This is a genomic window from bacterium, from assembly GCA_026708015.1.
Classification (GTDB): Bacteria; Actinomycetota; Acidimicrobiia; order Acidimicrobiales; family Bin134; genus Poriferisocius.
Map to the genome: position 1 here is coordinate 272257 of JAPOVT010000056.1, position 20786 is coordinate 293042.

The 20786-nt window shown below is 63.5% G+C and carries 21 protein-coding genes; 9 read left to right on the forward strand and 12 right to left on the reverse strand.

Annotated features, from left to right (window positions below):
• Positions 1-645: 645 nt before the first annotated feature.
• A complete protein-coding gene (locus OXG30_15050; GenBank protein ID MCY4136207.1) occupies positions 646-1296 on the reverse strand; it encodes a 3-keto-5-aminohexanoate cleavage protein in 651 nt (216 codons plus the stop codon).
• Between the two features lie 46 nt (positions 1297-1342).
• Between OXG30_15050 and OXG30_15055 the strand changes: the two genes are divergently transcribed.
• From OXG30_15055 to OXG30_15065, 3 genes are read left to right on the forward strand one after another with little or no spacing between them, the layout of a single operon-like run.
• Entirely contained in the window at positions 1343-2329 is a 987-nt protein-coding gene (locus OXG30_15055; protein ID MCY4136208.1) for an acyl dehydratase, read from the forward strand.
• Entirely contained in the window at positions 2326-3087 is a 762-nt protein-coding gene (locus OXG30_15060; protein ID MCY4136209.1) for a 3'(2'),5'-bisphosphate nucleotidase CysQ, read from the forward strand. Before OXG30_15055 ends, OXG30_15060 begins: the two co-directional genes overlap by 4 nt.
• A 13-nt stretch (positions 3088-3100) precedes the next feature.
• Positions 3101-4138, forward strand: coding sequence for a Gfo/Idh/MocA family oxidoreductase (locus OXG30_15065; GenBank protein MCY4136210.1), 1038 nt, complete (start codon positions 3101-3103; stop codon positions 4136-4138).
• Here OXG30_15065 and OXG30_15070 read toward each other — a convergent pair.
• Together OXG30_15070 and OXG30_15075 are read right to left on the reverse strand one after the other, a co-directional pair.
• The gene (locus OXG30_15070) at positions 4135-4959 is read right to left on the reverse strand and encodes a sugar phosphate isomerase/epimerase (GenBank protein ID MCY4136211.1); all 825 of its coding nucleotides are present in this window, start codon (positions 4957-4959) and stop codon (positions 4135-4137) included. The genes OXG30_15065 and OXG30_15070 overlap by 4 nt on opposite strands.
• A 55-nt stretch (positions 4960-5014) precedes the next feature.
• The gene (locus tag OXG30_15075; protein MCY4136212.1) at positions 5015-5890 is read right to left on the reverse strand and encodes a dienelactone hydrolase family protein; all 876 of its coding nucleotides are present in this window, start codon (positions 5888-5890) and stop codon (positions 5015-5017) included.
• A gap of 337 nt (positions 5891-6227) precedes the next feature.
• Between OXG30_15075 and OXG30_15080 the strand changes: the two genes are divergently transcribed.
• Positions 6228-7394, forward strand: a complete 1167-nt coding sequence (locus OXG30_15080) for an amidohydrolase family protein (GenBank protein ID MCY4136213.1) — start codon at positions 6228-6230, stop codon at positions 7392-7394.
• 3 nt (positions 7395-7397) lie between these two features.
• On the opposite strand, the gene OXG30_15085 is transcribed toward OXG30_15080, so the two are convergent.
• Genes OXG30_15085 through OXG30_15095 form a run of 3 tightly spaced genes read right to left on the reverse strand, consistent with a single transcriptional unit; the run spans position 7398 to position 9314 of the window.
• Positions 7398-8522 (reverse strand): alcohol dehydrogenase catalytic domain-containing protein, encoded by a 1125-nt coding sequence (locus OXG30_15085; GenBank protein MCY4136214.1) that lies wholly within the window; start codon positions 8520-8522, stop codon positions 7398-7400.
• Positions 8523-8541: 19 nt separating this feature from the next.
• Positions 8542-8961, reverse strand: a complete 420-nt coding sequence (locus OXG30_15090) for a hypothetical protein (protein MCY4136215.1) — start codon at positions 8959-8961, stop codon at positions 8542-8544.
• 47 nt (positions 8962-9008) lie between these two features.
• Positions 9009-9314: a DUF2510 domain-containing protein gene (locus OXG30_15095; GenBank protein MCY4136216.1), complete on the reverse strand. Its 306-nt coding sequence runs from the start codon at positions 9312-9314 to the stop codon at positions 9009-9011.
• Positions 9315-9410: 96 nt separating this feature from the next.
• On the opposite strand from OXG30_15095, the gene OXG30_15100 reads away from it, so the two are divergent.
• The 4 genes from OXG30_15100 (at position 9411) to OXG30_15115 (ending at position 12610) form a co-directional block, all read left to right on the forward strand.
• On the forward strand, positions 9411-9950 hold the full coding sequence (locus tag OXG30_15100; GenBank protein ID MCY4136217.1) for a nuclear transport factor 2 family protein: 540 nt from the start codon (positions 9411-9413) through the stop codon (positions 9948-9950).
• 71 nt (positions 9951-10021) lie between these two features.
• Positions 10022-10738 carry a dienelactone hydrolase family protein gene (locus tag OXG30_15105; GenBank protein ID MCY4136218.1) on the forward strand — a complete coding sequence of 239 codons (717 nt, stop codon included), beginning with the start codon at positions 10022-10024 and terminating at the stop codon, positions 10736-10738.
• Entirely contained in the window at positions 10735-11493 is a 759-nt protein-coding gene (locus tag OXG30_15110) for a 3-hydroxyacyl-CoA dehydrogenase family protein (GenBank protein ID MCY4136219.1), read from the forward strand. The genes OXG30_15105 and OXG30_15110 overlap by 4 nt, the downstream gene beginning before the upstream one ends.
• A 19-nt stretch (positions 11494-11512) precedes the next feature.
• Positions 11513-12610, forward strand: coding sequence for a Zn-dependent alcohol dehydrogenase (locus tag OXG30_15115; GenBank protein ID MCY4136220.1), 1098 nt, complete (start codon positions 11513-11515; stop codon positions 12608-12610).
• A 22-nt stretch (positions 12611-12632) separates the two neighbouring features.
• Here OXG30_15115 and OXG30_15120 read toward each other — a convergent pair whose 3' ends face one another.
• The 6 genes from OXG30_15120 to OXG30_15145 all read right to left on the reverse strand — a co-directional run bounded on the left by OXG30_15120 (position 12633) and on the right by OXG30_15145 (position 19902).
• Complete coding sequence (locus OXG30_15120) at positions 12633-13409, reverse strand: DNA-processing protein DprA (GenBank protein MCY4136221.1); 777 nt, start codon at positions 13407-13409, stop codon at positions 12633-12635.
• A 244-nt stretch (positions 13410-13653) separates the two neighbouring features.
• Positions 13654-15684, reverse strand: coding sequence for a RecQ family ATP-dependent DNA helicase (locus tag OXG30_15125; protein MCY4136222.1), 2031 nt, complete (start codon positions 15682-15684; stop codon positions 13654-13656).
• Positions 15685-15748: 64 nt separating this feature from the next.
• Positions 15749-16372 carry an alpha-ketoglutarate-dependent dioxygenase AlkB gene (locus tag OXG30_15130; protein ID MCY4136223.1) on the reverse strand — a complete coding sequence of 208 codons (624 nt, stop codon included), beginning with the start codon at positions 16370-16372 and terminating at the stop codon, positions 15749-15751.
• A 44-nt stretch (positions 16373-16416) separates the two neighbouring features.
• On the reverse strand, positions 16417-16950 hold the full coding sequence (locus tag OXG30_15135; protein ID MCY4136224.1) for a J domain-containing protein: 534 nt from the start codon (positions 16948-16950) through the stop codon (positions 16417-16419).
• Positions 16951-16979: 29 nt separating this feature from the next.
• On the reverse strand, positions 16980-17768 hold the full coding sequence (locus tag OXG30_15140) for an alpha/beta fold hydrolase (GenBank protein MCY4136225.1): 789 nt from the start codon (positions 17766-17768) through the stop codon (positions 16980-16982).
• Between the two features lie 37 nt (positions 17769-17805).
• Positions 17806-19902, reverse strand: a complete 2097-nt coding sequence (locus OXG30_15145) for a sodium-translocating pyrophosphatase (GenBank protein MCY4136226.1) — start codon at positions 19900-19902, stop codon at positions 17806-17808.
• A 128-nt stretch (positions 19903-20030) separates the two neighbouring features.
• Here OXG30_15145 and OXG30_15150 point away from each other — a divergent pair, with 128 nt between their 5' ends.
• Positions 20031-20618 carry a 5-formyltetrahydrofolate cyclo-ligase gene (locus tag OXG30_15150; protein MCY4136227.1) on the forward strand — a complete coding sequence of 196 codons (588 nt, stop codon included), beginning with the start codon at positions 20031-20033 and terminating at the stop codon, positions 20616-20618.
• Positions 20619-20786 lie beyond the last annotated feature (168 nt).

Genomic DNA, 20786 nt, shown 5'->3' on the forward strand with positions numbered 1-20786 from the left:
TGTCAGTTGTCGGATGCAGTGGGCGTTACTGCCGCCGAAGCTGCCGCCGCGCCCGCTCGCCGTTGGCGACAAAGAGAACCGCTCCCAGCAACCCGATAATAGGCCCGATCAGCCCTGAAAACAGCGCTAATGAATAGGCCAAGACAAAGCTGGACCCGATCAGCAGGGAAACGTTCCAAGCGTGGGCGCGAGCCTTCGGAGCGGCCATTAGTTGGCGCTTGTCTCTAGGACAATCACGCGCGGCCACGCCATCGGGTTCACCTGCCGGGCTGGAAGCAGTATCCTCTAGGGTGTGTGGTGGGGGGTTTTGGTGATATATGCCCCCCACCATACATCTTCTAAGCGCTCAGCACACAATGCCGGGCAGCCCGCCGAGCCGGGCGCTGAGACCTAGAGGTAATCGAGGCCACCACAGCAAGGTCACCCCTGGGACTAAGGGGCCAAGCGGATAGGTGCTGACCTGCGAAAACGTTTGAACCGCTGACTGCGGCTGCGGTCGCCTGACCTGGAACTTTGCTAGCTCTGATAGAGGTCGGAACGGAATTTGCTGAGATCTGTGTCACCTATCCGCGCGGCCCCTAAATCAGGCGCTGCGTCGGCGGTGCGGGAGTCTCAATAGCATCATTCCGGCGACTACTGAGCCTGTTAGGCAAACGTGGGAATCAATACGGCTGTGACGAACAACGCTAACACACCCAAGAATGCGACCGTCTTTTGTGTTCTGGCTCCAAAGTAGAGCTTGGCCATCGACCCCGCGGGCAGCTGCCCGACCCGGTGGTAGGTGAGCACGCACTGCAAGAAGCCGGGCTCGTAGATGGCCATCGCGGAGGCCCAGCCGTTGTCGCGGCACAAGTCGAAGCTGGCCCGTATTTCGGCGTAGTCGTTCTTGTAGGTGCCGCCCACCGGCAGGCCGTCGGGGCCGGCGCCGCCGATGTTGGTTGAACCGGGGTCTACAACCACCATTCGCAAGGACATCTCGGCGGCGATCATGGCCATGTGGGCGTATTTGGCCTGGTGGTCTCCAGAGGTGAGCGTGGGATACCAAAGCGCGTCGGGGCGGGCGGCCAGCACGGGAGCCATGGCCTCGATGTAGGGGTGGGCCGCGGCCTCCCCGGTGAGGCTGATGTCGTGGTTGTGGGTGTGGATGATGGCCGCGCCCCCCTCCAAGCAGGCCAGCGCATCGGCTCCAATGGCTTCGGGGCTCAGCGGGACATTGGGATTGATATTGGGGCTGGTGATGCCGTTGATGGCCACCTCGATGATGGCCGGGACTTCCTCGTTTGCAACTGCTGCCATGGCCCGACCCTACTGCTGGCATTGCTGGCGTGGTTTACTGCGGGTTGTGGTTGCACCGGCAGGAGACGGCCCCTGGTTTGAGGATTTCACGGCGGGCGAGCAGCTCGACCCTGCTCCGGCCATCACCATCGGCCCAGGTGAAGCCGCGGTCTATCAGGCCATTTGCGGCGATCCCTTGGCCATCAGCTTGAGCCGTCCGCTAGCGGAGGCCGTGACCGGCCAGCCCGGCGCAATCGTCAACCCCGCACTGGTATTGCAGGTGGCCATAGGCCAGTCCACCGTGGCCACCCGCAAGGTGGTGGCCAACCTGTTCTACCGGGGCGTCCGCCAACTGCGCACTGTGCGGGTGGGCGACACGCTTGCCACCACGGTCACCGTGCGGGGGCTGCGAGTGGCATCATCTCGGCCCGACCGGCCACCCCGAGGTCTGGTGCTTCTGGGCATGCAAACTCATGATGACCAGGGCAGGTTGGTGTTGGACTTCGAGCGATGCGCTCTGGTTCGCCGACGCTCCGATGCCCCTACCGGCCATCACGATGATCTGGGGGGTACCCCGGTTGAACTGGACATGACCCCGTTCATCGAAGCCGCGCCCACCGATTGGGATTTGGCCCCCCTGGGAGCGCCCCAAGACTGGTCGCCTGGCGAGACCCGGCGCGATCCGTTGCGCGACACAGTGACCGACGCCCCCGCGCTGGCGCGGCTCACCCAGAATCTTGCCCCGCCGCACCGGGATGCCTCCCTGGGCCAGGAAGGCAAGAGACTCGTTTATGGCGGCCACACCGTGGGTCTGGCCCAGGCCGGGCTCGTGCGGCTGCTTCCCACCGCGGCCACCGTGGTGGGGTGGCACCTCTGCGATCACACCGGCCCGGTGTTCGAAGACGACGTGGTGGATGTGTCTGCCACCCTCGACGCGACGATTTCGGTGGCCAATGGCCGACTCCTGGCCTTCACCGTGATCGTGCAGGCCGAGCGAGGCGGCACCGAACCGGTTCAGGTGCTGGACTGGCGCCCGATCGTGCTGGCTCCGTGACCGAAACCCCGGAACCGAGTGACCATGAGCTGGCCCACTGGCTGGCCCAGCAAGCCGGGGATCAGCTTCTGGCATTGCGAGAGGAAATGGAGGAGTCCCGGACAGGCTATCTCCATCGGGAGTTGGCTGGTGATCAGCTAAGCCACCGCTATCTCACCAGCGCGCTGGCCCAACTGCGTCCCGACGACGTCGTGCTGTCGGAGGAGGGCCGGGACGACGGTGCCCGCCTAGAGGCCGAGCGGGTATGGATAGTCGACCCGCTGGACGGCTCGTCGGACTTCGCCGATCAGTGGAGTGATACCTGGGCGGTGCATGTCGGCCTGTCGGTAGATGGAGAGCCAACTGCGGGGGCAGTGGCCGTGCCACCCTGGGATCGGACGTTCAGCACCGCCAGCATGGAGGAACCGCTATCCGACACCGGGCGCCGTCGGCCGCTGGTAGTGATGTCCCGCTCCCGAGTGCGATGGGACGGGCATCGCCTGGCTCGCCACCTGGACGCCGATGTGTATGGCGTGGGCTCCGCAGGGGTGAAGGCCATGGCGGTGGTGACTGGCGAGGCTGACGCCTGGGTTCATGCCGGCGGCCTCTATGAGTGGGACACCTGCGCCCCGGTCGCCGTTGCTTTGGCCGCAGGCCTGCACGCCTCCCACCTCGACGGCTCACCTTTGCGCTACAACCGCCGTGATCTGGCCCAATGGGGCATCCTCATCTGCCGGCCTGAGTTTGCCTCTGACCTCAAAGCCGCTTTTGCCGCGTAGCTATCCTGCCCCCATGAGAATCGGCATGTTGGGGGCGGCGTGGATCGGGCCGATGGGTTTGATCGAACCGGCCAAGGAGATCGACGGGGTTGAGGTGGCCGCGGTGGCGGCCCGTGATCCCCAGCGGGCCAGGGACTACGCCGACGAGCACGGCATCCCGCTGGTGTTCGAGACCTATGACGATCTCTTGGGCTCCGATGAGATCGATGCGGCCTACAACCCGCTGCCCAACTCCCACCACGCCCGCTGGACCATTGCCGCGTTGGAAGCGGGCAAGCCGGTACTGCTGGAGAAGCCGTACACCGCCAACGCCGACGAAGCCCGCCAAGTGGCCGATGCCGCTGAGCGAACCGGGCTAGTGGTTATGGAGGCCTACCACTGGCGCTTCCACCCCCAAGCCGACCGGGCCATCGAGCTAGTGAGCTCCGGAGCAGTGGGCGAGGTGACCCATGTGGAAGCGGCCATGGTATTTCCGTCGATGCACGGCCCCGACGACATCCGCTTCCGCTACGACCTGGCCGGTGGCGCCCTCATGGACACCGGCTCCTACGCCCTCAGCAACCTCCGGGCATTCGGTGAGCTCGACGTGGTGAGGGCCGAGTCCGAGGAGATGGCCCCAGACGTCGACCGGCGAACAACCGCAGAACTGCGCTATCGCGACGGTGGGGCCACTGCGTCCATGCTCTCGGAGTTCACCGGCACCGACCAGAAGGCCGAGCTCGGCGATCCCGAAGACATTGACCCAGACGCATTCGATTTCGAGTTCCGGGCCGAGGTAGTGGTGAACGGCACTGAAGGGCAATTGCACATCGACAACCCACTGGCCCCGATGTGGGGGAGGGGCCTGACGATCACTGATCCCAATGGGGAGACCGTTCTTCAGGAAACGGCCGAGCCGGTGGCAACCTATACCTGCCAGCTTCGAGCCTTTCGGGCCTGCGTTGAAGACGGCGGCCCAAACCTGTATCCGCCTTCAGAGTCGATCAAGACAATGGAGCTCGTCGACGCGGTCTACCAGGCTGCGGGCCTGCCGGTGCGAGTGGGCGTCTAGCTATCGAGTTCGGCCAGCAGTCGGCGGGTGGCGTCGCCTAGTAGGCGGGCGAACCCCACCGGCCCCAGCGCCTCCAGCCGGCCAGAGTCGAACACCTCCAGGGTTATGGGGGCTTGGCACCCGGCACCGCGGATAGTCCGCAGCGCCCCCGACAGGTCCATAGCCCCTTCGCCGGGAACGCAGCGGAGGTAGCGGGTGGCCCAGCCCAAGTCTTCAGGGGGTTCGGAGGGGGCGTCGTTGAGCTGGATGGCCCCGATCAGGTAACCGGGAATGGCCGCGAAATCGGCGAAATCTCCGGGACCGTAGAACACGTGCCAGAAGTCCACGGTGAGCCCGCAATTGGCTCGTCCCGTGGCCGCCACCACTTCGGCGCTGGTAGCAGGATCGGGGATGGGCCGGTTGCGGCTGAACTCCATGTACACGTCCGCCCCGATGTCGGCAGCCTGGTCGGCCAGGCTGGCCATGGCCTCCGCTGCTTGCTCTTTGGTCGCTGATCCTGGGCAGACCAGCAGCGAGTTCACTCCAGAAGCACCGAGTGCGGCGGCCGCCTCGAAAACTGCCTCCCGGGGCGCCTCCTCGTAGTACGGGCCCCCGGGATCGTCGGGACCTACCCAAACGATGACCGCATCCATGTCCACCACGGTCAAATCAGCGTCTCGGATGCGCTCTCCAATGGCCGGGTCGGCGGGATAGACGGCAGGCCACAGAGTCAGGCCCGCGAAACCTCCAAGCACCGCCGCCTCTACCAGTACCTCAATCGGGGGATTGTCCAAAGAGCCGGAGCTGAGCACCAGATCGTCAGGGCCGAGGGTCACTCCCATAGCATGGCATCTCATTCTCAGCACCGGTTCCGACATTGAGGCTGGCAGTGCTCATTCAGCGGCCCTCGCGGTAGTCGGCCAATTCGACACCTTCGATGAGGTCGGCGAATTCAGGGGTGACAGCAGCATCGATGCGGTCGGTCAGGTTTGACAAGAAGAATGACGTTGCCAGGTGTTTGAGGGCCGCCTGCATGGCCAGAGGATCGGCATATTGGGGCATGCAGCCGTCTTCGGCCCGCGCCACTTGTTCAGCCCCAAGAAGAGGCTCGAGCACTCCCAGCCCACCTCCGGCCAGAATGACTGGGCAGCTATCGGTGAAGCTGTTGTGGCCTGCCTGAGCCAGATTCACAAAGATTCGAGGTCCAGGGGCTGAGTTATAGCTGGCCAGGCTGTTCTCGGTGGGCACGGTGAGATCCAATTCTGCCACTATCACCAGGATCGGTTTGTCGGCGGCCTCTGGTGGGGCAGTACCGCCTCCAGCCAGGGGAATAGCGGCCAATACTGCCTCGTTGGCCAATGCGTTCAGAGCGGTTCTGGCGCCGGCGGAGTGGCCGATGATCCCCACCCTTGAGGTGTCGGCGCTGTCGCCGAACACGGCGTCAAGGGCTGTCAGCGTGTTGGTCACATCAGCCTGATCTTTCTCAGGACTGGACTCTGCGGTACCAAAGGCCTGGGCGGGCAGATTCCTGTGGATGTGCTCAGGGGATGCGACCACGATGCCGTGCGATGCCATATGAGTGGTCAAGAAGATGGCAACATCCCGGTGGCCGCCAAACCCGTGGCTATAGATCACCACCGGATAGGTGGTCCCATCGGCCAGCGGTGCGTCGCGATAGGAATTGGTCTCAACCGCTCCCTGCATGCTGTCGGGGATCAGAGATCGGAATGCTTCTGGGATGACCTGGGAAGAGTCGTAGATCTCGGCTTCCATCCCGGCCACCGCCTCTGAATCGGCGGGATACTAGACTGAGAGGGGCTGCTGGCCGGGTTCCTCGCCTAGCTCCAAGGTCATTACCCCAACCGGAAACTCACCAAATTTGGTGAGCGCGACCAGCGGCGCGGGTGTAGGCGCTGGGGTGGGCTCCGGTTCGGGTGCCGGAGCCTCGGTAGGGGCCGCGGCCGGAGGGCTCTCGTCATCATCTGAGGAGCATCCGGCTGCCATCAGCGTCAAAGCCATCAGAAGGGCAAGCGCTGCTGAGGCGCCCCGAGCCCCTCGGGGTTTCTTCCCCACTTTTATCGACTCCGTCCGGTCCGAATAAGCTCCGTCCATGGGCCGAAAGTACAAGGTAATTAGCGCTGATGGGCATGTGGAGACGCCGCCTGACGTATTCGTGAAGTACGTCCCTGAAAGGTGGAAAGACAGAGCTCCCCGCCTCATCCACCTTCCCGAGGGGGGAGAGGGATGGCTTATCGAGGGTCAGCCCCTGCTTCGCAACGGTCAGAACATTGCCGGGCGGGACAAGGTGAAGTTCTCTGGCGGCACCTATTTCAACGCCGACGGCAGCCCGGCCGAAGGGGCTGGCCCCGCTGAGCAGCGCCTTCGGGAGCAAGACCTCGACGGCATCGATGCCGAGGTGCTGTTCCCTCCGGTCTTCGCCAGCCGCTTCCTCGAGGGCATCAAAGATCCCGACGTGTACCGCTCGATGATCCGGGCCTACAACACATTCTTGGCCCACGACTACTGCTCGGTGGCGCCCGACCGGCTCATCGGCAACGCGGTGACGCCCATCACCGGCATCGACCACGCGGTAGAGGAACTGGAGTTCGTCGCCGAGGCCGGCCTGCCTTCGGTGGCGTTCTACAACTTCCCCAACGGGAGCCCCTATGCCGACCCGGTGGACGACCGGTTCTGGGAGAAGAGCCTGGAGTTGGGACTCAAGCTGGCCCCGCATTTCGGCTTTGGTGCAGGTCAGGCGCCGCCGCAATCAGCGGCCAAGGGCACGTCCGACAGCCCGTGGGCCAGCGCCCTAGTGCAGCGGGCCGGCAACCACTCCCCGGTGTACTGCATGGCCCAGCTCATCGCCGCCGGTGTGCTGGAGCGGTTCCCCGACATCAAGTTCTACTTTGCCGAGACCAACGCCAGTTGGCTGCCGGGCACGCTCTACTTCATGGACGACAACTACGAGCTGTTCGGCGACTGGTTCAAGGTGAAGTACGAGCGCAAGCCCAGCGAGCAGGTGCTCGACCACTTCCACTTCAGCGTGATCCGCGATCCGGTGGTGTTCGACATGGTCGACATCATCCCGTGGGACAACATCATGTGGGGGACTGACTTCCCCCACTCAGTGGGGTCGTTTCCCGACTCCCAGGAGTTCATCGAGGAGAACTTCACCAAGGTGGACGAGACGATCTCTCACAAAGTGCTGCTGGAGAATCCGGCAAAATACTTTGATTTAGATCTGGAAGCCGACATCACCGAGACGCCGGCGGCCTGACACTCAGCCCAAATCGAGCACCCCTCGGGCCAGCTTCCCGGCCTCGAGATCGTCGAAGGCCTTGTCGAGTTCGGCAAGGTCGTAGGTGGCCGACACCAACTCGTCCAGCAACAGTCGGCCATCGAGATACAGGTCCACCAAAGCGGGAATATCGAAGGCGGGCCGGGACGATCCGTAGCGGCACCCCATGATCGACTTGTTCTGGTAGAGCTTGAATGGGGCTAGCTCCATCACCGCATCCATTCCAGCCACGCCCAAGATCACCATGTTGCCGCCGGGGCCCAGCATCTCCACCGCGTCGACCATCAGCGAGGTGTTCCCCACGCATTCCACTGAGCAGTTAACCCCGCCCCCGGAGATTTCCCGCACGGTATCGATAGTCGGGTCATTTCCCGAGTCCACGAAGTGGGTGGCGCCGAATTGACGGGCAAAGCCCTCCTTGGCTGGGTTGTTGTCGACCGCGATGATCTTTGTGGCCCCGGCGATACGGGCGGCTTGGATCACATTGAGGCCGATACCGCCCACGCCTATCACCGCCACCGAATCGCCCCGGTACACCTGAGCCCGGTTGAATATGGCGCCGGTGCCAGTGAGCACGCCACAGCCGATGAGGCAGGCGCTGGTGAACGGCACCCGCTTGTCGATGGCCACCACCTGGCCTTGTCCCACCACCACTTCTTCAGCGAACACGCCGGTGTTGGCGAACCCCATGATCTCCTGACCCTGGTAGGTGAAATAGGCGGGAAGGTCGCCGGGGCCGGGCTCCTCGCCGGTCTCGTTGCGCTTGGCGATGGCCGCTCCCAACTTGGAGGTCTGGCACAGGGTGGGATGGCCAGTGGCGCACACCGAACAGCGTCCGCAATTGTCGATGGTGGCAATCACCACATGGTCTCCGACCTCGACGGTGGTCACGTCGCTGCCCACGGCCTCCACCTGGCCGGCACCCTCGTGGCCCATCACAAATGGAGGAGAGAACATCTGTCCGAACGTGCCGTTGATTACCGACACGTCGGAGTGGCATACCCCCGCGGCGCCGATGCGCACTCGAACCTGGTCGGGCTCAAGGTCCGTCGTCCCCAGCCCGTCGACTACCAGTGCTGCCTCGCCGTCGAAAAGGATGCCCCGCATAGTTGATGCTCCTGTCTTGCTATGAGCGATTGATGTAGGTGTCGTCTTCGTATGCCTCAGGCCCGGTGAGCGTGCCCCGCACCTCTCCGGCGAACACCGACGCCACTGGGGGCGATTCGGGCACCGAACCCAGAACCCGGTCATATCCTCTCGTGCGGAGCTTGAAGGCATCTTCCCACCACTCGTCGAGCAGGTCGTTGGATTTCCGCTTGAGGTTGAGCCGGTCCACCCGCTCAAGCCAGCCGTCCCAGCCCCCTGAGTCCCACAGATTCACAACCTGGGGCCAGCGGGCGGTTATCCCCATGGCGTACCAGGTGCCGAGCAATTCGAAACCGGCTCGGGGGTCGCGATTCTGGATCTTGATGTGCTCCATATACGGCCATGCCGACTGGCCGGTGATGTCTACGTATTCGTGCAGGATGATCTCTCGCTTCGCCACGGGCAGGACACTATCGGCAGTTACTGATTAGAAAGTTGTTGGGGCCGCTAGATCAAGACGGCCACGACCACGATCACCAGCGCAATTACTGCGACGAGGGCTACTGAGGCCAGCAACATGGCACCCGGCAGCCGACGGCCGAACAGTCGGATCATGCGCCGCCCGGGAATGGGGGAGGCCGGTTCGTTGAGGGGCACACCTTGGGGGGCAACGGCAATACCGGGTGGGTCGATGCCGGTCTGCTCTCCGTCACGGACTTTCTCGGTCCATTTTGAGCCGTTCCACCAACGGGCCTCATGCCGCCCGAATGGGTCGGTGTGCCATGCGGCATCGGGCTCGGGGTTCGCAGCCACCTCGCGCTGAGTCTAACCAGACAGATGCGAGGCGGGGATGGTCTCCCTGAAAGCCGCAGACCAGATCGGTCACGATGCAAAATGACAGGCGTGGATATGTCAGACAGCCAGGACGAGGTGGCCGATCTCCTGGCCAAGCAGGAGATCACCGAACTGCTCTACCGGTATTGCCGAGGCGTAGACCGCCTCGACATGGAGCTAGTCCGCTCGTGCTACCACCCCGACGCCACCGATTCCCACGGGACCTTCGAGGGCACCGTGGACGAGTATCTGGTGTGGAGCGAGCGGCTGCTGCGCCGTTACACCGGCTCGGTCCACACCGTGCTGAATGTGCTGGTAGAAATCGAATCAGAGCCGGAGGTCTCGGCCGACGGTGACATCGTGCATTGGGCTCGCTCCGAAGCCCATGGCATCGCCCGCCACTGGACCGAGGGTGGCCCGCCCGAGCTAAACCTCTCGGTGGGATTCCGCTTTATCGACGACGTGTCTAGGCGCAACGGCGGTCCTTGGCGCATCTCGCGGCGGTTAGCAACCACAGAGTGGGTGCGAGAAGAGCAATTTCGGCCTTTTGATGAGCGGTTCCTGCGAGGCAGCCGTGATCGAACTGATCCGCTTTATGCCCCTCGTCCTGACTGAGGGCAAAGACCCCGGATTCTCCCTTCTGCCACTGGGTCAGCCAGCCGAGGTGACGACTACCATCGGCTGGCATGCAAACTGAGAACGTAGAACTCTCCACCGCCGACGGCCCGATGAGGCTGTACGTGGCCCGGCCCGATGGCGAGCCGCAAGCTGCGGTCATCGTCATCATGGAGGCCTTCGGGCTGAATGGCCATATCGAGGACGTGACCCGGCGGATGGCAGCCGAGGGCTATATGGCGGTGGCCCCCGACTTGTATCACCGCTATGAGAACAACCTGGCCGGCTACGACGAAATGGACAAGATTTTCGAGATGATGGGCAACCTCCTCGACTCCCAATCGCTCATGGATGTGGACGCCTCCCTCGACTACCTGGCCGGAGAGGGAATCTCCTCAAACAAGGTGGGCATCACTGGGTTCTGCATGGGCGGCCGGGTGACGTTTCTTACCGCCATCAGCCGCCCGGTGGGCGCGGCGGTCACCTACTACGGCGGGGCCATCGTCACCGATGGCTTTACCCCCGGCATGCCCAAGCTGGCGGACCGCCACGGAGACCTCCAGTGCCCCTGGTTGGGCCTGTTCGGCGATCTCGACGGCATGATCCCTGTCGAGGGTGTGGAGCAGCTTCGGTCCGACCTCGAGGGCAATGCCAAGCCCACTGAGATCGTGCGCTATGCCGAGGCAGACCACGGGTTCTTGTGCGATGAGCGTCCGTCGTACAACGCCGATGCCGCGGCCGACGGCTGGTCCCGCATGGCAGCCTGGTTCAACGCTCACCTGTCGTGACCGAAGGACAAGAGAAAATCGGGGTCATCGGCTCGGGGGTGATGGGTTCGGGCATCGCCCAGGTGATGGCCATCGCCGGCCATCCTGTAGTGGCCTTCGACATTGATCCCGACGTGGTGGCCGCGGCACCTGGTCTGGTGGCCGAGGGCCGATTCGGTATCCAGGGGGCAGTCGCCCGGGGCAAGATGACCGAGGCCGAGGCTGAGGCAGTGCTAACCCGTATCGACTTCACCACCGACCCGGATGCGGCTGCGGCCGTGGATGTGATCATTGAGGCGGTCCCCGAGCGATTAGACCTCAAGATCGAGCTGTTCCGAGACCTCGACAAGAAATGCCCCGATCACACCATCCTTGCATCCAACTCCAGCGGGTATCCGGTGCAAGCTCTGGCGGTGGCCACCGACCGGGCCGATCGGGTAATCGGATGGCACTGGGCGTCGCCGCCGCCAGTCATGAAGCTGGCCGAGATCGTTCGGGCCCCTCAGACCTCCGATGAGACCACCGAGACCATTTGCCGCCTGGCCGCCGCCGCGGGCAAGAACCCGGTGGTGATCAAAGACTCGGCTATGAGCTGGGGATACGTCACCAATCGGGTGTACGGGGCCATGATCCGGGAGGCCAATGCGGTGGTGGCCGAGGGTGTGGCCAGCCGGGAGGAGATAGACCAGCTCATGGTGGACTGCTTCCGGTGGCCGTCAGGTCCCTACGGCATGGTCACCGGTGCCACCACCGGCTGGAAAGCCGGCAAGAAATAGACCCAGAAGAGAGGTTCCTATGAGGGCTGCACTGCTGGCATCACCGGCATCGCCATTGGTGATGGCTGATGTGTACTGCGTCGACCCCGGACCGGGGCAGGTGCGGGTGCAGGTCACCCACTGCGGCCTGTGCCATTCCGATCTGACCATGATCGACGCTCCCGAGATGATGACCCCGATCATCCTGGGCCACGAGGCGGCCGGGATCGTCGACGCGGTGGGCCCCGGCGTGAAATCGCTGGCTCCGGGCGACCATGTCATGCTGTCGCCGTTCGGGCCGTGCGGCGTGTGCTACTGGTGCGTGCGGGGCGAGACCACACTGTGCGCGGTGGCATCCTCCATGTTCATGGGCACCATGCCCGATGGTTCGATTCCGTTCTCCATGGACGGCCAGCCGGTGTATCGAGGCCTCGGAGTGGCCGGTTTTGGCGAGCTGACCATGGTGGCCGAATCAGCCGCGGTGAAGATCGACCCCGACGTGCCCTTAGAGGTGGCCGCGGTGATCGGCTGCGCCATCCAGACCGGAGTGGGCGCGGTGCTCAACACCGCCAAGGTGGAGGAAGGCGCCACTGTACTGGTGATGGGTTTGGGCGGCGTGGGCATGTCGGTGGTGCAGGGAGCTCGGCTGGCCGGCGCGTCTCGCATTTTCGCCTCTGATCCGGTGGCCGAGCGCCGCAACGCCGCGGTGGCGTTCGGGGCCACTGATCTGCTCGATCCGAACGAGACCGACGTGGTGGCCCACGTGCAGGAGGCGACCCGCGGCATCGGGGTGGACTACGCCTTCGACGCGGCCGGAGCCGGCCCGCTGGTGGAGGCCGGGCTGGCCGCCACCCGCAACGGTGGCACCACGGTGATGGTGGGCGCGCCCGCTCTGGAGCACACGGTGACCATCAACCCGGCAGTGATGTACCTCACCGCCGAGAAGAAGCTGCTCGGCTGTCTGTTCGGCGGTTGCAACTCCCAGCGAGAGGTTCCCCGCCTTTTGGCCCTGTGGCAGAACGGCCGCCTCGACCTCGAGCCCATGATCACCGCCCGCCGCCCCATCGACGAGATCAACGCCGGCCTCGACGACCTCCGAGCCAGCATCGGCATCCGCACGGTCTTCAACCTGAGCTGACTGTCGGAGTATCCAGCCTGATCTAAGCGTCGAAGCCCAGTTCCAAAGGGAGTGGTACCTGAGGGCTTTCTTCGATTTGTACTCGATTTTCTGCTGAGGTCGGCTTGGCTTGAGCGCTTATCAGCAGGGCTTCAAGGTCGTCTAGCGAACCAACAGGCGTCGCTCCCAACTGCTCTAGGGATTGATTTCCTGGTCCCTCACCTGGGCCTCTCCAAACTGCAACGGCACCGAATCCGTGCTTGAGCGCTTCGACCGCTCCAGCCCATGTGCCACCAGACTTCTTGTCGCTGGCTACGACCAGCGTGATCACGGACCCGGCGTAGATGAGTTTGTTTCTACCCATGGCCCGGCCCGCGGTGAAGTGAGCGTCTGGCTCATAGGGGGTACACAGCAGGATGCGCTTGTCGAGGATGGCCCGTCTGGTGTCGGGTTGCTTGAGCTGCCGCTCCAAGGAGTCGGCCAAGAATCCGATCACAGTGCCCTCCGCGCCGTGCTCGTCGAAAGCCGCGTTCATCGCTAGGCGATCCACCCCCCGAGCACCACCGGAAACCACCGGCAAACCCAGCCGAGTGGCCAACCGGGCTGCCTCCTTGGCGACTTCGGCGCCTTCTTGGCCGATATCTCGGCTTCCAACGACTCCGAGACCTGAGTGGTCGAAGAGATCAAGGGATCCAGCGGCGTGCAGCACCACCGGAGCCTTCTTTTTCAGCCGATACCTGAACAGGCATGGATAGTGCTCGTCGAACGGGGCGAGAGTGTGAATGCCCGATTGCTTCAAGCGGTCGACCTCGAAGGCCATCGCGACAGCTCGATTGAAGAGGGCGGTAATCCTAGAAGCCATTTCCTCGGCAAGACCGTGCATAGCGCACAGTGTTTCGGGCGATGTTTCAAGGAGTGCGCTTGGTCGGCTGGCGAGTTCAGATCGCTGCCAGTACTCCGCAGAAGTCAGTGGCTTGACCCCTTCTGAGGCCAGTCTGCTGGTTAGCAATATCGCGGCCAATGAGTCCTGGTTGGCTGTGCTCCCACCCCCGATTGGTCTGAAATCAGTCACGGGCAGACCTTCCTGCCGTATCTGCCAAGGCGAACGGGTAAACCGGTCCGGCACCGGCGCTTCGTAGCAGAGACCCGGTCTCGGTGAAGGTCCATCGGGAGTCAACTATGTCGTCAACCAAGAGTACGGGCTCAGAAGGAATTTCTGGGATGGCCTGGAATGCATCCTTGATGTTTGCGTACTGATTGGCACTGTTCTGCATGAACTTCTGCGGCTGGGTGTCGTGGACCTTGACAATCGCATCATGGCACGGAAGGGCCAGCTCCTGGGCGATGCGTTGGGCGAAATCTCTGACGAGTGCGGGATGTTTCAGGGAGGGGATATAGGTCACCCAGGTTGGTGCTGGGTCAGGTCGCCAGCGTTTGCGGATCAGGTCCACTGAGGCCTCAACCAGTTTGTCGTCGAAGTGGCCTTCACCTTTGCCGGTCTGAACGAGTGTTGCCCAGCCACCGTCACCCCACAGGACAAGCACTCGCCCTGGTTCACAACGGTGTTCTTCGGGGATTCTGCCCTGGCCAGGGAACTGCTTTCGGGGCTCTATCGTGAGTTCCGTCCCTCGGAGGAAGTCCACAGCGGCTTGAACCAAATGAGGACTCGCTGTGAGTTCCCTGCGGTCTGACAGGCAGTTGTCGCAGATGCCACAAAGTTGAGTCTGCGAGTCATCCAAGAATGACCTCAGTAGTTCCATTCGGCACTGGTCAGTGCTGGCATAGTCGGCCATCTGAGATTGCTCTTCCCAGCGCAGTGCTGTGACTGCTTCTATTCGGTCACGGTCATAGCTCCAAGGTTGAAGCGTTCGCTGCCACCCAGCGGCAATACGTTCGACGGCACCATCGACTTCCAGGATCTTAAGGAGCTGTTCAAGCCGCGAGCGCCGGATGTTCACCACCCGCTCGATTTCGGTGGGCTTCATGGGCGCCGCTGTTCGCTCGAGAAGCCCCACGATCTGAAGAGCTTGATCAGCGGTGGGAAAGGCAGATTCGATAAAGAAGTTCTGGATTTCAGCGTCTTCGTAGCCTTGGAGCAGGATGCCCAACGACTCGTCTAGCGTCCGCCCGGCTCTCCCCACTTGCTGGTAGTAGGCAATGGGCGAGCCCGGTGCCTGATAGTGGATGACGAACGAAAGGTCAGGTTTGTCGAATCCCATCCCCAGTGCGGAAGTCGCCGAAACTATTTTCACATGGTTGCTCAGGAGTTGTCGTTCGACTTCCAAGCGGTGGTCATTGGCTGAACTGCCCGAATATGCGACGGCATTGAGCCCTCGAGAGTTAAGCCAGGCGGCGATCCTCTCTGCATCGCGGATGGTGAGGCAGTAGACGATGCCGGTTCCCGGCAGCAAGGGGATCGTCTCTGCCAGCCATGCCAATCGCTTTTGTTGGGGCGCAGGGGCAAAGCCGCTAAGCCGCAAGCCCTCCCGACCCAGAGGTCCTCGAATTGGCACCAATTCGGCTCCAAGCTGTTCGGCAACGTCATCGACCACCCGGTTGTTGGCTGTCGCGGTACAGCCCAAGACAGGAATCCCAGGGGGCAGTAGGTCCAAGACGCCCTTGATGCGCCGATAATCGGGCCGAAAGTCGTGTCCCCAATCGGAAATGCAATGGACCTCGTCGACCACCAATAGGCCGCCGCGTCGGGCCAGCGTCGGTAGGTGCTCAGTTCGGAAATCACGATTGGCCAGCCTCTCAGGCGAGATCAGTAATACATCAATCTGGTTAGCGGCGATGTCGGCGTAGACCGCCTCCCATTCATCCTGATTTGAACTGTTGATGGTTGCTGCCCGCACCCCCATTCGCTGAGCGGCCTCAATTTGGTTCCGCATCAATGCTAAAAGGGGAGACACGAGCAGGGTGGGCCCTAGTCCTCGGTCGCGCAAGAGACGAGTAGCGATGAAATAGACAGCGCTCTTGCCCCAGCCAGTCCGCTGAACCAGCAGGACTCGGTTCCGGGCCTCTACCAGCTCTTGGATGGCCTCAAGCTGGCCAGGGCGGAAGTCGGATGACTGGTTGGCCGTCAGCCGACTCAAGCAGGCGAGAGCTTCGGTCTTGAAGTCATTGGTTCGATCACTGGGCACTGGTGTCGCTCCGGTCTCAATCGTCGTGGCGGAAAGTGAGGCTGAGGCGGGGGGTGGTGGGGAGGGTGAGCTTGGGTACGGCGTGCTCGAAGCGGTGCTGGCAGGTGCCGCCCATCACCAACAGATCGCCCGAGCCGAGGACGAATCGGCGGGATCGGCCTCCGCCGAGGGGTCGGAGCAGGAAGGGACGGGCTGCACCCAGCGAAACCAGGCCGACGATGGGCTGGTGCATAACTCGTCCGATCTTGTCGGCGTGCCAGGCCACGCTGTCGCGCTCGTTGCGATAGAGGTTGATGCCGACGCGGGTGAAGGCCTTGCGGTAGCGGGCGCCCAACAGAGCGGCGATATCACCGATCACCGGGACTGTTGACTCCAAGTGATCGGTGGGGAGATGTGCCGACAACCGGGGGACGTCCACCATGTTCTCGTACATTGGTCTCCGCTCGGCCATGAGGTGAACGGTGGCCACCAAGGTGTTCAGCAAGGTGTCACCGCCTCGTACGAACCCGGTCATGGTGTCGACCCAGGCCGCATTGCCCAACTCCACCCGTTTTAATGCCGGTTCCAGCGCGACGGGCTCTTCGACGCTCCATAACGCAGGCTGGATGACAGCGCCGGAGGGTGGGGAAACAACCGACATGGGTTGATCACTCTACGAACGACCAGTGACAGTTTGAATTGGGGTCAGCTCGACGTATTGCGGACAAGGCGGGCCAAGTGGGCGACCACACGGCCAATAGGAGGCGGCTCGCCACTGGCCAGGGGATCGAGGGTGAATTCGACGCGGGTATCACCACGGGAGGCAGAGCCGCTGCCGGACGCAACAGTGGCGGCCAGCTGACACACAACGCCGTTGTCGGCGGTGAACGTCACTTGCACGATGCCGGCGTCGCGGTCGATATAGCTCACCTCGCCCAGCTGATGTCCGGCTTCCACCAACCGGATGAACACGTCACCAGGAGGGAGCAGCAGAGTCATGCTGTCGTCGGTTGTGACGGGAGGGGGTTGATCCGGCTGAGGAGCCCTTGGCGGGGGAGGGGACTGGGTGTCGGCCCGTTGCAACCAGTGATAGGCCTCGGTAATGCGGGCGGCCACCGCGGTGCTGCCCCCGGCATCGGGGTGAGCCTGGCGGATCAGTGCTCGATAGGCGCGGTTGATGTCGTCAGCCCGGGCCCCCTTTTCCAAACCCAGTGTCCGTAGTGCCCGCTCCCGGTTCACCCTCGCAAGCGTAGGGGTTGGAGCAAACCTCAGCTTTCGGCGAGGAAGTCCAGGATGGTGGGGTAGGCGGTGGGGTCTTGCATCATGAAGATGTGGCCGCCGTCGAAGGTGGCGAGGCAGGCGCCAGGAATGCGGTCGCGCAGGAGTTCGCTGTTGCGCATGGGGGCGATGCTGTCGTGGACGCCGGCGCACACCAGGGTGGGAACGTCGATCTCGCCGAGGCGGTCAACCACGTCGTGGCCTCGGCGAGCGTCGAGTTGCCCGATGGCACCGGGGGTCTCTAGCGGTAGGGCCGGGCCGTCGGGGCGGGCGTTGGTCACGAACATCTCCACACCAGGAGGCAGCGGGCCGCCCCGCTCATAGCGGGTGTCCATGATCTCCAGCGCCACTTCGCCCCGTTCTTCGGGATCCAGGTCGGCCAGGGTGTGAAGAGGCCACGAGCTGTAGTCGGGCCCACCCGGTGAGGTGCAGTTGAGCACCAGCTTGCTGATGCGCCCGGGATGGAGCACCGCCATGTTCATCCCCACCATCCCACCGAAGCTCGTGCCCACCACCGGTACCGAGTCCCATCCCAAAAAGTCCAGGAAGGCAACTGCATCGGCGGCGTAGTCGGCCATGGTCCACGGCATCGGCGGGGTGGAGGTTTGGCCCAAGCCCCGCTGGTCGTAGTGGGCCACGGTAAAGGCCCCGTTGAGCGGATTCAGGCCGGGGGCGGTCATGCGCAGGTCGCCGCCACTGCCGCTGATGTTGAGCAAGGGCGGACCCGAGCCGTGCAGCTCGAAGTACAGGTCGAGGTCGCGGACTTTGGCTATCGGCATCGACTTATGTTCTCACGGCCTTCAGCCAGTTGGGGGATCAGACGAAAGCGGAGGCGAAAACCAGCGAGACGATGGTCATCACCTTGATGAGGATGTTCATCGATGGCCCGGAGGTGTCTTTGAACGGGTCACCCACGGTGTCGCCCACCACGGCGGCTTTGTGGGGCTCGGAGCCCTTACCGCCATGGGCGCCGGCCTCGATGTACTTCTTGGCGTTGTCCCAGGCTCCGCCGGCGTTGGCCATGAAGATGGCCAGGGCGAAACCAGTGACCAGGGCGCCGGCCAAGAAGCCGCCCAGGGTATCGACGTCGATGAACCCGAGGATCAAGGGCACGGCTACGGCCAGGGCTCCCGGTACCAGCATCTCCCGCAATGAGGCCTGCGTGGAAATGGCCACACATCGAGATGAGTCGGGGTTGACCCCCTCGGCACCCTCCCGCAGTCCGGGAATCTCCCGGAACTGGCGGCGGACCTCCTCGATCATCTTGTTGGCCGCTCGGCCCACCGCGTCGATGGTCAGGGCGGCGAACAAGAACGGCAGCATGGCCCCCAGGAACAGTCCGATGAATACGTCCACCTGACCCACATTTAGCGAGAGGGCAAAGCCGGGATCCTCAAGTTGGAGGGCCACCTCGAAGGTCTTGAACAGCGCCAAGGCTGTCAACGCGGCCGAGCCCACCGCGAATCCCTTGGCGATGGCGGCGGTGGTGTTACCCAAAGAGTCCAGGGCGTCGGTCACCTCCCGCACCTTGGGGTCTAGCTCGGCCATCTCGGCGATGCCGCCGGCATTGTCAGCGATGGGGCCGTAGGCATCCACCGACACCACCACTCCGGTGGTGGCCAACATCCCGATGGCTGCTACCGCGATGCCGTAGATGCCCGCTCCGGTGTTATCGCCCAGCGTCTGCTGGCCACCCCAGTAGGCCACCAGCACGCCAGCGCCGATCAAGATGACCGAGGCGGCCACCGACACCATGCCGGCACTGATGCCCGAGAGCACGGTGGTAGCTGGGCCGGTCTCCGATTGCTGGGCAATCTTGCGCACGGGGGGGTAGTGGTCGCTGGTCCAGATCTCGGCCACCTTGCCGATAGCCCAGCCCACAGCGAGGCCGCCGATCACTGAGATGGGCAGGCCCCACCAGCCGTCAAACTCATCGCCGGAGAAGAACCACAGTCCCACCAGGATGGTGCCGATCACGGTGAGGCCCATGGCCACGTTGGTGCCCATGTGGAGCTGGCGCGACAGGCTCTTGACGTCGGCACGGGCGCTGCCCCGAACCGCGAACGACCCCACGATTGCAGCCAGCATTCCCACAAAGGCCACGGCTAGGGGGAACATGAGCTGCGCCAAACCGATGTCGTCGCCGGTGGCCTCGCTGCCTGCTACCGCGAACGAGAACGCGGTGAGGGCGATGGGGGCGATGATCGAGCCGCTGTAGCTCTCGAACAGGTCGGCACCCATGCCGGCCACGTCGCCCACGTTGTCGCCCACGTTGTCGGCGATGGTGGCGGGGTTGCGGGGATCATCCTCAGGGATGCCGGCCTCGACCTTGCCCACCAAATCGGCCCCAACGTCGGCGGCCTTGGTGTAGATGCCGCCGCCGACGCGGGAGAACAAGGCAATGGAACTGGCCCCGAGCCCGAAAGCGGTGAAGATTTCAAACGGGTCGTCCACGCTGAGCCATTCCACGAACAGCAAGTAGGTAAAGGCCAGGCCCAGAAGGCTCAGTCCGGCCACCGAGAAGCCCATGACCGCGCCGCCCCGGAAGGCCAGCGGCAAAGCCTTAGCCGGGCCTTCGGTGGCCGCCTGGGTGGTGCGGGCATTGGCCATGGTGGCCACGGTCATGCCCACGTAGCCGGCGCCAGCCGAGAGCACCGCGCCCAAGATGTAGCTGACGAAGGTCAGCTCCACTCCGGTGAGCAGGGGAATAAGGACCGCCATGATGACCACGAATCCGGCCACCCAGGTGTACTCCTGCTTCAGGAAGGTCTTCGCGCCCGACTGAATCTCGGTCATGAGATGGACCATGCGGTCGTTGCCCGGCGGGGCCGATTTCACGAGCTTGTAGAAGAAGAAAGCGAGGGCAAGCGCAAGAATCGCGCTCAATCCGGCAAGGTACGGTACGGCGTCCACATTGACCCCCTGTTTGAGAGAACTAGGCGAAGTTAGCCAGCGAAAATGCGACCTGCCAAGGTTGCCATTTGGGATAACCAAATTCGGATCATTGGCGATAATCTGAAGCAGTGGTCAGCCTCAGCCGAATGAGGGCGGATGCCCGGGAGGCTCGTCGCATTTTTCCCGATCCCCAGAGAGCCGCCCGAGCGGTTTCCAATGCGGTGACCTCACTGGGGTGGCTCGATGGTGTCGAGCGGGTGTCGGCCACGGTGGCCGACGATGGCGAGTTGGACCCGGCTCCGTTGGTGACCGCCTGCCGCCTGCGGGGCATCGAGGTGTTCTTCCCGGTGATGCGCGACCCCGCTCCCATCCAGTTCGCTCCCGCAGGACCGGAAACTCCGTTTGTCGCGAACCGCTTTGGGATTCCCGAGCCCGACGTTGATGCAGAACTATTGGTGTCGGCTCGGGAGCTCGACGTGGTGTACGCCCCGGTGGTGGTTTTCGATGCCGCGGGCCATCGGGCGGGGCGGGGCCAGGGTTACTACGACCGGGCGCTGTCCTTTTTGCTGAACGGACCCCGACCGGCCAAACCCCTGGTGGTGGGATTGGCCTACGAATGCCAGCTGGTCGATGGCGTGCCCTCGCATCCCGGCGACGTGACCATGGACGCAGTGGTGACCGAAGAGCGGGTGAGGGTATTCAGCTCAGCCCTATCGCGCCGGAGCCGGGCGTGAAGGACGCCGAAGCCACAACCTCGGGGAGTGCTCGCACCCTCCCTGATTTTCAGTAAGGATGTAGCAGTGCGCATCGTGGTTGTTGGTGCCGGCGAGGTGGGATCACATGTCGCCCAGATTCTGAGCGAGGAGGGCAACACGGTGGCAGTGGTGGAGGTCGACGCCAAG

Coding starts and splice junctions, on each gene's coding strand:
- OXG30_15115 (MCY4136220.1), top strand. CDS start 11,513: ATGAGGGCTGCACTGCTGGCATCACCGGCATCGCCATTGGTGATGGCT.
- OXG30_15120 (MCY4136221.1), bottom strand. CDS start 13,409: ATGGCCTTCGAGGTCGACCGCTTGAAGCAATCGGGCATTCACACTCTC.
- OXG30_15080 (MCY4136213.1), top strand. CDS start 6,228: ATGGGCCGAAAGTACAAGGTAATTAGCGCTGATGGGCATGTGGAGACG.
- OXG30_15150 (MCY4136227.1), top strand. CDS start 20,031: ATGAGGGCGGATGCCCGGGAGGCTCGTCGCATTTTTCCCGATCCCCAG.
- OXG30_15065 (MCY4136210.1), top strand. CDS start 3,101: ATGAGAATCGGCATGTTGGGGGCGGCGTGGATCGGGCCGATGGGTTTG.
- OXG30_15070 (MCY4136211.1), bottom strand. CDS start 4,959: ATGGGAGTGACCCTCGGCCCTGACGATCTGGTGCTCAGCTCCGGCTCT.
- OXG30_15075 (MCY4136212.1), bottom strand. CDS start 5,890: ATGGAAGCCGAGATCTACGACTCTTCCCAGGTCATCCCAGAAGCATTC.
- OXG30_15105 (MCY4136218.1), top strand. CDS start 10,022: ATGCAAACTGAGAACGTAGAACTCTCCACCGCCGACGGCCCGATGAGG.
- OXG30_15085 (MCY4136214.1), bottom strand. CDS start 8,522: ATGCGGGGCATCCTTTTCGACGGCGAGGCAGCACTGGTAGTCGACGGG.
- OXG30_15100 (MCY4136217.1), top strand. CDS start 9,411: ATGTCAGACAGCCAGGACGAGGTGGCCGATCTCCTGGCCAAGCAGGAG.
- OXG30_15140 (MCY4136225.1), bottom strand. CDS start 17,768: ATGCCGATAGCCAAAGTCCGCGACCTCGACCTGTACTTCGAGCTGCAC.
- OXG30_15050 (MCY4136207.1), bottom strand. CDS start 1,296: ATGGCAGCAGTTGCAAACGAGGAAGTCCCGGCCATCATCGAGGTGGCC.
- OXG30_15130 (MCY4136223.1), bottom strand. CDS start 16,372: ATGTCGGTTGTTTCCCCACCCTCCGGCGCTGTCATCCAGCCTGCGTTA.